Source organism: Bradyrhizobium sp. LTSP885 (assembly GCF_000938305.1).
Classification (GTDB): domain Bacteria; phylum Pseudomonadota; class Alphaproteobacteria; order Rhizobiales; family Xanthobacteraceae; genus Bradyrhizobium.
The window spans coordinates 1-16,131 of sequence record NZ_JYMT01000032.1; the positions used below are offsets into that span (position 1 = coordinate 1).

The 16,131-nt window shown below is 64.7% G+C and carries 14 protein-coding genes; 9 read left to right on the forward strand and 5 right to left on the reverse strand.

What is annotated here, in order from left to right; all coding sequences use genetic code 11:
- Positions 1–626: LysR substrate-binding domain-containing protein (locus UP09_RS19865; protein ID WP_044539975.1), on the forward strand; the 626-nt coding region annotated here is incomplete at its 5' end.
- A gap of 186 nt (positions 627–812) precedes the next feature.
- Here the strand turns inward: UP09_RS19865 and UP09_RS19870 are convergent.
- From UP09_RS19870 to UP09_RS19885, 4 genes are read right to left on the reverse strand one after another with little or no spacing between them, the layout of a single operon-like run.
- Positions 813–1,526 carry an ABC transporter ATP-binding protein gene (locus tag UP09_RS19870; protein ID WP_044539976.1) on the reverse strand — a complete coding sequence of 238 codons (714 nt, stop codon included), beginning with the start codon at positions 1,524–1,526 and terminating at the stop codon, positions 813–815.
- Entirely contained in the window at positions 1,523–3,292 is a 1,770-nt protein-coding gene (locus UP09_RS19875) for a branched-chain amino acid ABC transporter ATP-binding protein/permease (RefSeq protein WP_052833144.1), read from the reverse strand. The genes UP09_RS19870 and UP09_RS19875 overlap by 4 nt, the downstream gene beginning before the upstream one ends.
- The gene (locus tag UP09_RS19880) at positions 3,289–4,332 is read right to left on the reverse strand and encodes a branched-chain amino acid ABC transporter permease (protein ID WP_044539977.1); all 1,044 of its coding nucleotides are present in this window, start codon (positions 4,330–4,332) and stop codon (positions 3,289–3,291) included. The genes UP09_RS19875 and UP09_RS19880 overlap by 4 nt, the downstream gene beginning before the upstream one ends.
- A 28-nt stretch (positions 4,333–4,360) precedes the next feature.
- Positions 4,361–5,509 (reverse strand): ABC transporter substrate-binding protein, encoded by a 1,149-nt coding sequence (locus UP09_RS19885; protein ID WP_044539978.1) that lies wholly within the window; start codon positions 5,507–5,509, stop codon positions 4,361–4,363.
- Between the two features lie 72 nt (positions 5,510–5,581).
- Between UP09_RS19885 and UP09_RS19890 the strand changes: the two genes are divergently transcribed.
- From UP09_RS19890 to UP09_RS19920, 7 genes are all read left to right on the forward strand, one after another.
- Positions 5,582–6,406 carry an alpha/beta fold hydrolase gene (locus UP09_RS19890; protein WP_044539979.1) on the forward strand — a complete coding sequence of 275 codons (825 nt, stop codon included), beginning with the start codon at positions 5,582–5,584 and terminating at the stop codon, positions 6,404–6,406.
- Between the two features lie 479 nt (positions 6,407–6,885).
- Complete coding sequence (locus UP09_RS19895; RefSeq protein ID WP_044539980.1) at positions 6,886–7,686, forward strand: aspartate/glutamate racemase family protein; 801 nt, start codon at positions 6,886–6,888, stop codon at positions 7,684–7,686.
- An 8-nt stretch (positions 7,687–7,694) separates the two neighbouring features.
- On the forward strand, positions 7,695–8,123 hold the full coding sequence (locus UP09_RS19900; protein ID WP_044539981.1) for an organic hydroperoxide resistance protein: 429 nt from the start codon (positions 7,695–7,697) through the stop codon (positions 8,121–8,123).
- 30 nt (positions 8,124–8,153) lie between these two features.
- Complete coding sequence (locus UP09_RS19905; RefSeq protein WP_044539982.1) at positions 8,154–9,332, forward strand: thiolase family protein; 1,179 nt, start codon at positions 8,154–8,156, stop codon at positions 9,330–9,332.
- 56 nt (positions 9,333–9,388) lie between these two features.
- Entirely contained in the window at positions 9,389–10,570 is a 1,182-nt protein-coding gene (locus UP09_RS19910; protein WP_349643917.1) for an SDR family NAD(P)-dependent oxidoreductase, read from the forward strand.
- A gap of 29 nt (positions 10,571–10,599) precedes the next feature.
- Positions 10,600–11,388, forward strand: coding sequence for a cyclase family protein (locus tag UP09_RS19915; protein WP_044539984.1), 789 nt, complete (start codon positions 10,600–10,602; stop codon positions 11,386–11,388).
- Between the two features lie 27 nt (positions 11,389–11,415).
- Positions 11,416–12,573: an ABC transporter substrate-binding protein gene (locus tag UP09_RS19920; RefSeq protein WP_044539985.1), complete on the forward strand. Its 1,158-nt coding sequence runs from the start codon at positions 11,416–11,418 to the stop codon at positions 12,571–12,573.
- 119 nt (positions 12,574–12,692) lie between these two features.
- Here UP09_RS19920 and UP09_RS19925 read toward each other — a convergent pair whose 3' ends face one another.
- Entirely contained in the window at positions 12,693–14,327 is a 1,635-nt protein-coding gene (locus tag UP09_RS19925) for an AMP-binding protein (RefSeq protein WP_044539986.1), read from the reverse strand.
- Positions 14,328–14,497: 170 nt separating this feature from the next.
- Here UP09_RS19925 and UP09_RS19930 point away from each other — a divergent pair, with 170 nt between their 5' ends.
- Complete coding sequence (locus UP09_RS19930) at positions 14,498–16,129, forward strand: ATP-dependent acyl-CoA ligase (protein WP_245302074.1); 1,632 nt, start codon at positions 14,498–14,500, stop codon at positions 16,127–16,129.
- Positions 16,130–16,131 lie beyond the last annotated feature (2 nt).

Sequence of the window (16,131 nt, forward strand, 5' to 3'; positions counted from 1 at the left end):
TACGCGTCGATCTTCCGACCGAGGTGGCACGGACAACGATCGTGCCGGCCTTACCGGATTTCATGGCGGCTCATCCAGAGTTGGAGCTGGAGGTGTCGAGTACGGATCGGCAGGTCGATCTGGTTCAAGAGGGGTTCGACTGTGTATTGCGGCTTGGATCCATAAGGGACGAGACGCTGATCGCCCGCCCGCTGGGCCGGTTGCGTATGGTCAACGCTGCCAGTCCCGCCTATCTAGCGCGCTATGGCGTCCCCCGATCGCTAGAAGATCTCCAGCGTCAGGAGCATCGGGCAATTCATTTTTCGACGATGCTGGCCGCAAGACCCTATGGATGGGAATATCCGGACGGCGACGGCTACGCGACGCTTCAGTTGCCAGGTGCGCTACACGTTAACAGTGCGCAGACCTACGAAGCCGCTGCCCTCGCCGGCCTTGGCCTGATTCAGGCGCCACTCTTGGGGATTGGCCGATACCTGGAGAGTGGAGCGCTTGTGGAGATCATACCCGATTTTCGTCGCCGGGCGCTCGCTGTGTCCCTCGTCGTAGCACATCGAAGCAATCTGTCGCGCCGAGTCCGCGCGTTCATGAAATGGATCGAAAATGTGCTGACGCCGTATCTGGAATAGCGAGACGAACATCTTCGTCCGGTCCTCGAAAATCAACGTTTGAAGAGGAGCGAAGCGGACGTAGTCACCAATCACACGACGCCGTCGGGTTTATAGGTACACGACCTAGTGTGTCCCGATCATGCGAGGCCCCACTCCTACTTTGCATGGGGTTGTTTTCGCAGTTTTTAGTCCCGCTCTTGGTCTCTAATGCCCGCCGAGATAGGCCGCGATCAGCTTCGGGTCGTGGATCAGGGTGTCCGCGGGCCCTGACTGGATGATCTCGCCGGTTTCCAGCACATAGCCGTAGTCGGCGGTCTCCAGCGCAGCCCGCGCGTTCTGCTCGACCAGCAGGACCGATACGCCGAGGCTGCGCAGCGAGGCGATGGTGCGGAAGATCTCGCGCACGATGAGCGGCGCCAGCCCAAGGCTGGGTTCATCGAGCACGAGCAGTTTCGGCTTCGCCATCAGCGCGCGGCCGAGCGCGAGCATTTGCCGCTCGCCGCCCGACAACGTGCCGGCGGCCTGCTTGCTGCGCTCCTTGAGCCGCGGGAAGCGGTCGAAGACGTCGTCGAGGCTCTTCCGTGTCGTCGAGCGATCGCGCAGGCTGTAGGTGCCGAGCAACAGATTGTCGGCGACCGACATGTCGGCGAACAGCTCGCGCTTCTCAGGGACCAAGCAGAGGCCGCGCTCGACGCGGCCCTCGACATCGATCTTCGCCAGATTGGCGCCCTGGAACAGCATCCGTCCTGTGGACCGCAGCAAGCCGATCGCCGCCATCAGCAGCGTGGTCTTGCCGGCGCCGTTCGGGCCGATCACGGTCACAATTTGTCCCTGCTCGACGGACAGCGAGACGTTGCGCACCGCCTCCACCTTGCCGTAAGCGACGGACACATTCTCGATCGAGAGCATCTGCGTCATGCGACCCCTCCGAGATAGGCTTCCTGGACCCGGGCGTCGCTGCGGATCGCCGCCGGTCCGCCCTCGCAGAGCTTTGAACCGAAATCGAGCACGACGATGCGATCGACCAGCGACATGACGAATTCCATGTCGTGCTCGACCAGCAGGATCGTCAGATGGTCCGATCGCAGCGAGCGCAGCAATTCGGCGAGCTTCTGCTTCTCCTGACGGCGCAGCCCGGCCGCGGGCTCGTCGAGTACGAGCAGCGTCGGATCGGCTGCGAGCGCGCGGGCGATTTCAAGCACGCGCTGATTGCCGAGCGGCAGGTTGCCGGCGAACTCGAACGGCTTGTCGCCGAGCCCGACCCGTTCGAGTTGCTGCAACGCCTCGTAGCGCGCGCTGGCTTCTTCCGCCTGATTCAGGCGCAGGGCGCCGGCGAGCAGGCCGGTCCTGGTGCGCGAGTAGGTGCCGAGCAGCACGTTGTCGAGCAGCGTCATGTGCGGGCGCAGCTTGACGTGTTGGAAGGTGCGGGAGATCCCGGACCGCGCGATACGGAATTGCGGGTCGCGGGTGATCGATCGATCAGCGAATTTGATCTCGCCGCTGTTGGCGCGAAGCGCACCGGTGAGCAGGTTGAACATCGTGCTCTTGCCGGCACCATTCGGGCCGATCAGGCCGAGGATCTCGCCGGACCGCACCTCGAAGCTGACATTGTTGACGGCGACCAGGCCGCCGAACCGGCGTTGCACGCTGCTGACCTTGAGAAGCGGGGTGCCGGGTGCCGGCTGCTCGCGGCGCGGCAACGGGGCGGCCTGCTCCGGGCGGGACAATTTCAGATCCGGCAGCAGGCCGGAAATGAAGGGGACGATGCCTTGCCGCGCGCGTTGCAGGAACAAGATGAACAGCGCCGAGAATGCCACGATCTCGAGCTGACCCGAGGCACCTTTCGCGATCAGCGGAAGGTAGTCCTGCACGGAGTTCTTCAGCAGCGTGACGATCGCAGCGCCGACCACACCGCCCAAAACGCTGCCGGCGCCGCCAACCATCGCCATCATCAGATATTCGATGCCCATGCTGGCATCAAACGGTCCGGGACTGACGAAGCGGCCGAGATGGGCGTAGAGCCATCCGGACAGCGCGCCACAGAAAGCGGCGATGACGAACGTCAGGAGCCTGATCTGGAATGCACTGATTCCGAGGCTTTCCACGAGCGTATTGCCGCCACGAAGTGCCCGCATCGCGCGGCCGATGCGGGAGTCCAAGAGGTTGTAGCAAAGCAGAAGGACCGCAGCGACGATCGCCCAGATCAGGAAATAGATCTGCCAGCTCTGGACCAGGGCAACCGGGCCGATCGAGATCGGGGGAAGGCCCGAAATGCCGTTATGTTCGCCAAGCCCGTCGATGTTGCCGAACAGGAATGCGATCGCCAGCCCCCACGCGACCGTGCTCAGCGACAGGAAATGGCCCTGCAGGCGCAGCGTCACGAGGCCCAGCATCGCTGCGATGCTGCAGGTCAGGACAACTGCCAACAGCAGTCCGAGCCAGGGCGAATAGCCGTTCAGCGCCGTCACCCACGCCGTGGAATAGGCTGCAATGCCGACGAAAGCGGCCTGGCCGAATGACACGATGCCGCCGACCCCGGTCAACAGCGCAAGCCCGATCGCTGCGAGCGCATAGATGCCGACGTAGTTCAGCAATGTGATGCTGAACGGATTGAGCACGAAGGGCGCCGCGATGAGACAGGCGACCACTGCTGCAATGATGAGGCGGATTTGCAGCCGGGTCATTCCTCGATCTCCTCTTCGGAATGCTGCGTGGCGAGTGAGCGCCAGAGCAGGACGGGGATCAGCAGCGAGAACACGATGACGTCCTTCAGGGTGCTGCTTTCGAATGAAGCGAAGCTTTCGAGAATGCCGACGCCGAACGCCCCGAGCGCGGCTCCGGGGTAGCTGACCAGGCCGCCGACGATGGCGCCGACAAAGGCCTTCAGCCCGATCAGGAATCCGGAGTCGTAGAAGATCGTGTTGACCGGCGCGATCAGGATGCCGGAGACGCCCGCCATCAGCGATCCCAACAGATAGGCGATGGTTCCGGCGCGCGCCGGCCTGATGCCCATCAGCCGCGCGCCGGTCCGATTGAAGGCGGTGGCGCGCAGCGCCTTGCCGAGGAGGGTGAAATCGAAGAACAGGAATAGCAGGCCGCTGAACACCAGCGCCGCCGTCAGGATCAGCACGGTTTGTCCGGGAACGTGAACGTCGCCGATATCAAGCGCAAGCGAGGTCAGCGGCTCGGTCCTGACGCCTTCGGGGCCGAAGAACATCAGCCCCAGTCCGACCAGCGCGAAATGCAGGGCGACCGAGACCGTCAGCAGCAGCAGAACCGACGCGTCCGCGATCGGGCGAAATACGATCCGGTCCAGCAGCGGCGCGACCGGCAGGATGAGCAGCAGAGCCAGCACGATCCGGATCTGCATCGGTGGGTTGAAGCGCATCGCCAGCCAGACGATCCCGACCGCGACCAGGGGAAGCACGAGATAGCCGAGCACGGCCTTCGGCATCGCGCGAAGCTCGCCCGCGCGCGCCAGCGACGTCACCTCCATCAGGCAGGCCATGCAGGCCAGCACGACGACCAGCCCGACCGTCCCGGGCAGCTGCTTGGCGTCGAGCGCAGCCAGCGTCAGCGCGGTGAAGGCCGCGATGTCGCCGAATGGGATGAAGATCACCCGCGTGACGGTGAAGATCAGCACGGTTCCGATCGCGACCAGGGCATAGATTGCCCCGGTCGCTATTCCATCGACCGCGAGGATCGCTGCGATGTCTGCCGTCATGCCTTTGATCGTCCTTTGGTGCTCTCGCTCAGGGCTCGTAGGTCCAGGCGCCATTGACCAGGCGGACAATCACCAGCGCGCGTTCGTCGACACCGTGATAGGCGCCGGGCTTGAAGTTGTAGATCGCATGCACGCCCGGCATTTCCTTGGTGTTCAGGATCTCGTCGCGCAGCGCCTTGTGGAATTCGGCAGTGCCGGGCTTCGCGGTCTTCAACGCGCGCGCCGCGGCTTCTGTGAAGATCTTCCAGCCGTCGAAGGAATAGGCTGAAAAACCGTCCGTCGACGGCAGGTTGTTGGCCTTCTGGTAGGCCGCACGGAACTCGAGCGCCAGCTTCTTGGCGAAATGAGTGTCTGGAAGCTGCTCGGCCACGATGACGGGACCTGCGGAAACCTGAATTCCGTCGGCGGCCTTGCCGCCGACGCGCACGAAATCGGGATTGACCAGCGCCACCGTACCGTAGGTCTTGCCCTTGAAGCCACGGTCGGCAAGCGCCAATAGCGGCAGCGCGCCCTGCGTGCCCGACCCGCCGTCCAGGACGGCATCGGGACGGGTCGCGAGCACCTTGAGGATCTGGCCGGTGACCGAGGTATCGACGCGTGCATAGCGTTCGTTGGTCAGCACCTTGATGCCGTCATCGGCTTCGACCGCCTTGGCGCCGTTATAGACGAGATCGCCCCAGGCGTCGGAGAAGCCGATATAGCCGATGTTCTTCATACCATCGCGCTTCATGCGGTCGGCGACGACCTTGACCAGCAACGAGGCGGGCTGCGGAACGCAGATGCCCCATTGATCGGCCGGGTCCGGCAGTCCGATGATCGGGGAGACGGCGATCATCGGCACCTTCAGCTCGGTCGCGACCGCCATCATGGCGATGGTCGAGGGCGCGGTCGCGGTGCCGATCAACAGATCGACCTTCTCTTCTTCGATGAGCTTGCGGGCGGCGCGGCTCGCGGCGGAGGGATCGGAGCCGTCGTCGAGTTGGATCAGCCGGATCTTCTCACCGTTGACCTCGCCCTTGTATTCGAGCGCGGCCTGGATACCCCGCCCATAGGGGATGCCGATCGAGGCGCCGGGTCCACTGAGCGAGGTCACGAACCCGACCGTGATGTCGGCCTGTGCGGTCGAGGCCGCGACGAGGCCGCCGAACAGTGCAGCCAAACTCAAGATCTTGCGCATTGCGTTCCCCTTGGTTGAAAACAGCCGCTAGCTGAGCGAAATGTAAGGTTGGATCGAAGTAGGAGCTATGAAATGACCACGAGCAAAGCCGGCTCTCACGTCGAACGCCGCTTCGTCACGACGCAGCTTGGCCGCATTCACGTGGCCATGACGGGAAATGGGTTTCCCGTCTTGCTGCTGCACCAGACGCCGCGTTCGTGGGACGAGTATCGCGACGTGCTGCCGTTGCTCGGCCACGATTTTCGCGCGATTGCGATGGACACGCCCGGTTTCGGGGATTCCGACCGGCCGACCGGCGAACCTTCGATCGAAGCCTGGGCGCAGACCGCGCTGGCGCTGCTCGACGCGCTTGAATTGCCGCGCGCCGCGATCGTCGGACATCACACCGGCGCTGTCATCGCTGTGGAAATGGCCGCTTCGGCACCGGCGCGGGTGAGCGCGCTGGTGCTTTCGGCCTGTCCCTTCGTCGATGCGGCGCGCCGCGCCAAGCACCAGGGCATGCGGGTCATCGACGATGTCGAGACGCGGAGCGACGGCGCTCATCTCACGGAGCTCTGGGCGCGCCGTCAGCCATTTTATCCGGCCGGCGATACCGATCTGTTGCAGCGCTTCATCATCGACGCGCTGCGGTCTGGCGAGATGGCGGCCGAGGGCCACCGGGTGGTGAATCGCTATCGGATGGAGGACCGTCTGGGACTCATCCGGTGCCCCACGCTGGTCATTGCTCCGACGGGCGATCCACACGTTCATCCGGTGGCTCCGAAGGTCGCCGGTGCGATCGACGGCAGCATCCTGCGCGAGCTCTCAGGAGGCATGGTGCCGCTTCCCGATCAGATGCCGGAGGCATTCGCCGGCTTGGTGCGAGACTTCGTGGCTGCTCACGTCGCCAAACCCTGACACGACGCGGCCGCGTCGGGCGAGGGGGACCCCGCCGGCAGCACCTGTTGTTCCGAGGTCGATGATCTCAGCCACGCTGGAGAAACCCCTGATCGACGTCCCTGACGACGCGGCGTGCGCCCACGCGGCGTCGGCCCTGTCAATTATTTGAAGTCTAAAGTATCTGTCGGCCGAACGTCAATACACCCTTTGCGGAAAAGTTGGTCGCGGCAGGTGCTGTCACGAAAGCCGAATTCGCTTATGCAAAAGGGAAAGGCGCGATCTGCCTGTCGTTTCGGCAAACCGTTGCCGCCATGCGCGGCGTGCGTGATCGTGCCGTTCAATTGACGCCAAAATTGTTTTGTGGTTGAAATAATTCGGTCGACGGGACGGTGCCATCGCTACGGCACGCGTTCACAATGACAGGCATGCGTGTGTCGTCAGCCCCCACTTCGGCGGTTCGAGCATCGGCACGGTTGCCTGTGAACAGGATATCCGCTGTGCGCATCTTCTGGCAGAGCTTCGTCGACCAGGCCACGAGCGCGCCCTACATGGCGCGGCTGGCGACTTATCTGAATGAGATCGCCGCGCCCGGCACGTCAGTCCATGTCGAGGGCATCACGCCAGCCGATCGCGATTTCGGCCGCTTGAGCGAATTCCGTTGCGCGATCCAGGCGGTCGACAATGGGCTCGCGGCACAGGAGCGCGGCTTCGACGCCTATGTCATGGGCCACTTCCAGGATCCCGGATTGTACGAGCTGCGCTCGGCGCTGACTGTGCCGGTGGTCGGCGCCGGCGAGGCGACGCTGCTGGCGGCGTCGCAGCTTGGACGGCGGCTTGGCCTTATCACGCTCGATCAAGCTTTCGAGGTTTGGCATTACGAGCAGGCCGATCGCTATGGTCTGAGCGGCCGTGTGGTGCACGTCACCGGCATGGGCTGCCGGCCGGAGGATTTCAGCGCCGCGTTTGCCGGCGATGCGGCTGCGAAAGCGCGTATGCTGAACGACTTTGCGGCCTGCGCGCAGCCGCTGGTCGATCGCGGCGCCGACGTCATCATTCCGGCCGGTGTGTTGCCCGGCCTGCTGATTGCGAGCGAACAGGGATTCAAGATTGGTCATGCGCCGGTGGTCAACTGCGCGGCGGTTGCGCTGAAGAGCGCCGAAATGTGGGTGCAGTTGCAGCGCCTTAACGGCACCGAACCGAGCCGGGGGCCGAGCTTTGCGCTCGCCAATGACCGGGCGCGCCAGGATTTTCGCGCACTCGTGGCGCGCACGCAAGCTACCGACTCCAAGATACGCTGAGGACAACCATGCTGCGGCCTGACAAGATCCTGTATGAAGCCGAGGTGATGGCAACCGGCGGACGCGACGGCAAGGCCGTGAGCGACGACGGGCTTCTCGCGGTGTCGCTGTCGCTGCCGAAATCGCTGGGCGGCCCGGGCGGGCCGGGGACCAATCCAGAGCAGCTCTTTGCTGCCGGCTATGCGGCGTGCTTTCTCGGCGCGGTAAAGCTCGTCGCGCGCACTCGCAAGGTCATGCCGTCGGCAGAACCGACCGTCACCGCCAGGGTCGGCATGGGTCCGGTCGCAATCGGCTATGCGCTGACCGTCGAACTCAAGGTGCTGATCCCCGGGGTGGAGAAATCCGTCGCCGAGGAGGTCGTTGCCGGCGCCCACGAACGCTGTCCCTATTCGAATGCGACGCGCGGCAACATCGACGTCACGCTGACCGTACTCTGAGCAGCCTCACGACAGGAATCCGGCAATCCGATGCAGAACTCCATCCGCACACCTTATGACCGGGTCGTGATGGCGGTTCCGGTGACGATCCCCTATGTGCGCTACTCGATCGAGAGCGCGCAATGGTGGATCGGCCGGGCCCTGAAATCGCTGGTCGATGGTGCCGGGATCACGCCGCGCGACATCGACGGGTTCTGTGTGTCGAGCTTCACGGCAGGGCTCGATAGCGGGATCAGCCTGACCCAGCATTTCGGCCTGTGCGTGCGATGGCTCGACACCATTCCGCTTGGCGGCGCCAGCGCGATTGCCGCGCTACGGCGTGCCGCGCGGGCCGTGCAGGCAGGCGATGCCCGCATCGTGGCCTGCGTGGCCGGCGACACCAACCACGTCGATTCGTTCCGCTTCACGCTGGAGAACTTCTCGCGCTTCAACCAGGACGCGGTCTATCCCTACGGCGCCGGCGGCGCCAATGCGAGCTTTGCGCTGATCGCGCGCAATTACATGCGCAAATTCGGCGCGCAGCGCGAAGATTTCGGCAAGATCGCCGTCGCGCAGCGCGCAAACGCGCTTCGCAATCCCCACGCCCTGATGAAAACGCCGCTGACCATCGAGCAATACATGGCGGCACGGCCGATTGCCGACCCGATCCATCTGTTCGACTGCGTGATGCCGTGCGCTGGCGCGGAGGCATTCCTCGTGATGGGGGAGGATGTCGCGGCGTCGCTGAAGTTGCCTGCCGCCAAAATTCTCGCCACGATCGAGCGGCACAATGCGTTCGGCGATGACCCTGTTCAGGTGCGTGGCGGCTGGGCGATGGATGTCGACGAGCTCTACGCGATGGCCGGCGTCAAGCCGGACGACCTTGATTTCGTCGAGACCTATGATGATTACCCTGTGATCTCGATGATGCAGTTCGAGGATCTCGGCTTCTGCCGCAAGGGCGAAGGGCCGGATTTTGTGCGGCAGCATGACCTGACAATCGACGGCACCTTCCCGCATAACACCTCCGGCGGTCAATTGTCGGTCGGGCAGGCCGGCGCTGGCGGTGCCTATCTCGGGGTGGTCGAGGCGATGCGCCAGGTGCTTGGGCTCGCCGGTCCGACGCAGGTCAAGGATGCGCGCATCGGGTTGGCGTCGGGCTTCGGAATGATCAATTATGATCGCGGCCTCGCCTCGGGCGCGGCGATCCTCGCGGGACCGGGTATATGATCGAACCGATCGCAAAACCGCGCCGGAAGAACCCGCTCTCGCGGACGCGGCTGCCGATGTCGCCACCGCGCGCCCGCAGCCGTGCGTCGCACGGCTTCACGCGCGCTGCCGCCGAGGGGCGCTTCGTGCTGCAGTGCTGCGGTGCCTGCAGCACCTTTTGTTATCCCGCGCGCGATGCGTGCCCTTCGTGTCTGTCCGCCGATCTCGTCTTTGTCGATGCACCGCGGCGCGGCATGCTGTTGAGCGAAACCACCTTGCACGTCCCTGCCGACGTGTATTTCCGCGAACGCGCGCCGTGGCGCGTCGGCCTGGTCGCGATGGACTGCGGGCCGAAACTGGTCGCGCATCTGCACGCCGACTGCGAAGAGGGGCGGCCGGTCACGATGTCGTTTCAATTGGACAAGAGCGGGCAGGCCGTGGCCTTTGCGCACCCCGAACGTGAGACCCCCAACATGACTGATGACAGGCAGTGGCGGGAGATGACCGCCGATCCGAAGTTCCGGCGCGTCCTGGTGACGAACGGGCGGAGCATCGTGGGTCAGGAGGTGGTGACCGCGCTGAAGGCGGCCGGTGCGTCGATTGTGTTCGTTGGTGTCGCCGAACCGTGGAAGCCGTTCCGCGGTGAGGAAACATTGCGCGCGCTCGAGGGCGTCCAGATCGTACCACTCGACATCGGCGACGAGAAGTCGGTCGCGGATCTGGCGGCCGATATCGGCGGCAAGGTGGATATCCTCGTCAACACATCAGAGCATGTCCGCGTCGGCGGGCTGCTCGATCGCCAGGGCACTAGCGTCGTACGTGACGAGATCGACCAGACCTATCTCGGCTTCGTGCACCTGGCGCAGGCGTTCGGGCCGGCGATGCGGATGCGGGGCTCCGACGGAGTCAACAGCGCCGCCGCATGGGTCAATATCCTGTCGGTCTATGCGTTGGCGAACTGGCCGGTGTTCGGCGCGTATTCGGCGTCGCAGGCGGCCTCACTCTCGCTGTCGCACTGCCTGCGCGCGGAGCTGCGGCCCGGCGGCGTTAAGGTGGTGAATGTGTTCACAGGCCCGCTCGATACCGAGTGGTTCCAGACGGTGCCGCCGCCGAAGGTCGCTCCCCGAATGGTCGCGACCTCGATCGTGTCGGCGCTCAAGCGCGGACTGGAGGATGTGTTCGTGGGCGATGTCGCCGAGGATATTCGCCAGCGCCTTGCGGCCAACCCCAAGGCCCTCGAGCGCGAGCTCGGGTCATAGACGGAATTGTCGAAAACGGGAGAAGCGCTATGGACAGCAACAATCTCATGCAGTTTGCCGATGCCGTTGCATCGGGCGCGGTGCGCGTCGTCGATCTGACCTTCACTCTCAGTCCGGACTTCCCGGTCATCGTGCTGCCGCCGGAGTTCGGCCAGGCCGCGCCGGTGCGCATCCAGCGGATTTCGCAATACGATGCGGCTGGTCCTGCCTGGTACTGGAATAACCTGACCTTCGGCGAGCATACCGGCACGCATTTCGACGCGCCGATCCACTGGTTCACCGGCAAGGATCTGCCGAACAATTCAGTCGACACGCTGCCGGTCAGCGACATGATCGCGCCGGCCTGCGTGATCGATTGTTCGGCCGAGGCCGCGCAAGACCCGGATTTCTTGCTGACGATTCCCGTCGTCGAGGCCTGGGAGAAGAGCCACGGTCGGATTCCGCCGCGTCACTGGGTGCTGCTGCGCACCGACTGGTCGAAGAAGGGCTGGCGCGACTATGCCAATCTGAAGGACGATGGCGCACACACGCCGGGGCCGGATGCTGCCGTGATGCGGTGGCTCGTCGAGGAGCGCGGCATCATCGGCCTCGGCACCGAGACGATCGGGACCGATGCCGGTCAGGCCGGTCATCTCGATCCGCCCTATCCGGCACACCATTTCCTGCACGGCGGCGGGCGCTACGGTCTGCAGTGCCTGTGCAATCTCGATCAGCTTCCTCCGACCGGCGCGGTGATCGTTGCCGCGCCGCTGAAGATCCAGAACGGCTCCGGCAGTCCGCTGCGCGTGCTCGCGCTGCTGCCCGTCGGGCAGGCTTGAGCCTTTCCGCCCACTTTGAGTGACATGATGAACAAGAAGAAGACTTTGCTGGTTGGCGCTGCGCTCCTGCTCGGCTTCATGGCGCCGGCACGCGCTGAAATCCTGGTCGGCTTCGTCACCGGCCTGAGCGGACCGGTGTCGTCGATCGGCGTGCCGAACGCCAAGGGGCTGGCGGCGGGCCAGGCGTATATCGGCGAGGTCGACGGCGAGAAGGTTCGCGTCATCCAGCTCGACGATGGCTCGGATCCGGCGGCGTCGACGCGCAACGCGCGCAAGCTGGTCGAACAGGAAAAGGTCGACTTCCTGATCGGGACGTCAGGCGCGCCGCAGACGTTGGCGATGGCGACTGCGGCGATCGAAATGAAGGTGCCGATGGTGGCGATCTCGCCGATCGCGCCGGTGCCGGCCGGGGAGGGCGGGCCGTGGGTTGTACAAACACCGCAGCCGACGTCGCTTCTCGTCCAGGGCATCGTCGATCACATGACGAGCCGCGGTGTGAAGACCGTGGCGTTCATCGGCTTCTCCGACGCGTTCGGCGACCTCTTGTACAATTCGCTGCTGCAAAGCGCCGAGAAGGCCGGGATCAAGGTGATCGCGAACGAGCGCTATGCGCGTTCCGACAACTCGGTCACCGCGCAGGTGCTGCGCGCGCTGTCCGCACGCCCTGATGCGGTCATGCTGGGTGGTACCGGAACGCCCGGCGCGCTGCCCGTGATTGCGCTGTCCGAGCGTGGCTATAAAGGCCCGCTCTACGGCAATCACGGCATGATCAGCGCCGACTTCCTGCGGCTTGCCGGCAAGTCGGCAGAGGGCATCATTTGCCCAACCGGACCAGTGACGGCAGCCGAGCAACTTCCCGAGAGCAATCCGATCCGCAAAGTCGCGCTTGCGTTCCGCGCGGCCTATGAGAAGGCCAACGGCGAACCGCCAGCCGACGCGTTTTCGCCCTATGCCTTCGATGGCTGGCTGGTGTTCATGGATGCGGCCAAACGCGCAAAGGCGACAGGTGCGATGCCGGGCACGCCGGCATTTCGCATCGCGCTGCGCGAGGCGCTGTTCACGACGAAGGATGTGGTCGGCACGCACGGCATCTACACCTACACGCCGGCCGACCGTTACGGGGTCGACGAGCGCGCACGGATCCTGGTCCAGATCGAAAACGGAAAGTACAAGCTGCTGCAATAAAGCGAGATGGTGCTTCTTCGAAGCCTCATCTCGCTTTATCTCTTTTGTTTTGAGCATGATCTGCTCGGAAAACCGGTTCCCACTTTTCCGGATCATGCTCGAGGGCAGCAGCCTGCTGCTCAGGTGTGCCGGAGCTTGGCCTTGAGCGCGCGCAGATCGATCGCGCGGTTGGCGCTGACGGCCGCGGCCGCGAGCGTCTTGATCTCGCCCCGGGCGAGTTTGCGCGTCGACGACAGCGGCAACTCGTCGACGATTGCGACATAGCCGGGCACCTTGTGATAGGCGAGGCGCTCGGCGCAGGTCTTGACGATCGAGGTCGCGAGCGCGGTTATGTCGTCGACCTCCGCGTTCGGAACGATGAAGACGAAAACCTCTTCGCCGCGGATGTCGTCAGGAACGGGCGTCACCGCGCAGCCGCCGATGCGGGTGTCCATGTAGAGCGCGCTTTCGACCTCGAGCACGCCGATATTCTCGCCGCTGCGCCGCACGATGGTCTTCTTGCGGTCGAAGAAATACATCAGCCTGTCTTCGTCGGCGAAGACGAGGTCCCCGGTGTGAAACCAGCCGCCTTGCCAGGCTGTTTCGGTCGCTTCCTCGTCCTTCAGGTAGCCGCTGAAGAATCCGGCCCTCGCGTCGTCGCCCTTGGCGCGGACCAGCAATTCGCCGGGTTTTCCAGGCGCGACATCGGCGCCCTGATCGTCAACGAGCCGATACTCCATGCCTTCGGATGGCCGGCCGACGCAGCGCGCGCCAAACCCGGCCGGCTCGCGCGCCGTGGTCGTGGCCGCGGCACCTCCGGTCTCCGTCATCGCCCAGGCTTCGACGATCGGAATGCGATAACGCTCTTCGAAGGTGGCACGGTGGCGGACATCAACCCCAGGCGCAAAGGCGAAACGCACGCGATGCTGCCTTTCAACCTCGGTCACCGGCAGTTGCAGCAGGATGGCCGGGATCACGCCGAGACAATGCACGACGGTCGCGCCGCTGTCGGCGACGCATTGCCACCAGCGGTTGGCATGAAAGCGGTCGAGCGGCACCACCGCGCCACCGAGCACCATCATCCCGACGGCGCTGCAGCCGAGTGCGTTCATGTGGAACATCGGCAATGGCGTCAGGTTGATCTCGCTGCCCGGCTGCAGCTCGGCCACACCGCCCTGCGCGAGATACCAGTCGGCAACCCCGAGAAAATAGCGGTTCGAGAGCATGCACCCTTTCGGCTTGCCGGTGCTGCCTGACGTGAACAGCAAGGCGCATTCGCCGTTGAAGTCGGGATCCTGGGCCGCGACTTCGCTCTCGCAGGACGGGATGCGGCTGTCGGTGTCGATCAGGCGGGCGCGCCCGAGTGCGGCACCCTTGGTCACCTGCATGCGATCCGTCGCCGCCACCAGCAGGTCGGCCTGCGACAGCTCGAGCTGGAACGATAGCTCATCGGGGCGGACGTCGGGGTTGATTGGGACGATCGAAACCCCGAGCGCATTGAGCGCGAGCCAATGCTGGAAAAAGACCGGGCGATTTTCGAGCAGCAAGGCGACCCGCGCACCGCGTCCATAGCCGGCAGCGGCGTATTCCGCGCAGAGACGATCGACCTCCGTCTTGAACGGTCCGTACGCAATCGTGAATCCGTCCGGTGCGTAAGGCAGTCCCGCGCTTGCAGGTGCCAGCAGGAACGGCGCGTCCGGCCGTCTGGCAGCGCTGGCCGCGAAGGCGTCGGATGGCGATCGATAGGGCAAGCGATCGAGAATGTCGCGACTCATTGCGGGCATAGCTCCTGTTGATGCCTCCAGCCTGCCGCGCCGGACGGCGGCCGGAACCCGCACGCAGCGCTTGCTGTGGCGGCAGCTTTGGTGAATACTTTAAGCCTAAACTATCTCGCTGGCCAGTAGTGATCTCAGCGGATCGGCGCAGCAAATCGGTGGAGGCGCATGTGCAGGCAGGTGACAGCAGTGCGGCCGGGCAACGGCCGGGCCGACCGATCTGGCCGCAGGCAGCAGAACGCTTTCCGCCGGCGGACCGGATCCTCTCGACCATTCTGACGCGGCAGGCCGCGCAATACGGCGACCGCACGCTTCTCGTCTTTGGCGAAGTCAGATGGAGCTATGCCGAGACGGCCGAGATTGCCGCCGCGTCGGCCGCGCGGTTGATGCGGGCCGGAATTCGCGCCGGCGATCGTGTCGCGTTGATGTGCTCGAACCGGCCTGAATTCCTCGAGGTCTATCTCGGCTGTGCCTGGATGGGGGCCGTCAGCGTGCCGATCAACACGGCATTGCGCGGCATTCAGTTGAGCCACATCCTGCGCAACTCCAGGCCGAAGTTGCTGGTGATCGACGTGGTCTTCAGGCCGGCCCTGGCAACGCTGGAGAGCGATGTCGCACCGCCGGATGTGATCTGGACGCTCGGAGGCGGCGCCTTGCCGCAATTGGTTGCGCCACCGCCAACGCTCGGGGAGGGCGCACCGCCTGCGCAGGCGCGGCCCGGCGACACCGTCGCGATCCTCTACACGTCGGGCACAACGGGTCCCTCCAAGGGCGTCTGCTGCCCGCAGGCGCAGATGTTCTGGTGGGGCGTCTATTCGGCGCGCGCGCTCGGCATCGTTGAGGGCGATATCCTGTTCACGACGCTGCCGCTGTTCCACACCAACGCGTTGAATGCGTTCTATCAGGCGCTCCTCAACGGCTGCACTTATGTGCTAGAGCCGAAATTCTCTGCGTCCGGCTTTTGGGCCGCGGCGCGACGGCACCAGGCGACCGTCGGCTATCTGCTGGGCGCGATGGCCGTGATGCTGCTCGCGCAGCCGCCGTCCGCCGATGACGAAGCGCACCGCCTTCGCGTTGCGCTCGGCGGCGGCGTCCCCGGCCAGTTTCACGCACCGTTTCTCGCGCGCTTCGGCGTGCCGCTGCTCGACGGCTACGGTTCGACGGAGACCAATTTCGTATTCGCAAGCTCGATCCCGTCCGACCGCCCCGGCACCATGGGCTACCTCGCCGACGGCGTGGACGCATGTATCGCCGATCCCGACGATGCGGCTTTGCCTGACGGTGTGGCCGGCGAATTGCTGCTTCGCGCGCGCGAGCCATTCGCGTTTGCGACGGGCTATTTCGGGATGCCTGACAAGACGGTCGAGGCCTGGCGGAATCTCTGGTTTCACACTGGCGACAGGGTCGTGCGCGACGCGGACGGCCACTACCGTTTCGTCGATCGAATGAAGGATTCGATCCGCCGGCGCGGCGAGAACGTTTCGTCCTGGGAAGTGGAGCAGGTCCTGCTGAAGCATCCGGCGATCGCCGCCTGTGCCGTCTATCCGTTACCGTCCGAACTCGGCGAGGACGAAGTTGCCGCCGCCATTCAGCTCGAAGGTGGCCATGCGCTCGATGCCGTCGACGTGGTCAGGCACTGCGAGGGACGGATGGCCTACTTCGCCGTTCCCCGCTTTGTCCGGATCGTCGCCGCAATGCCACTCACCGAGAACGGCAAGATTCGAAAGGTTGCGCTGCGCGAAGCCGGCATGACACCCGACACCTGGGATCGCGATGCCGCCGGATACAAGCTGCGCCGCTAGCC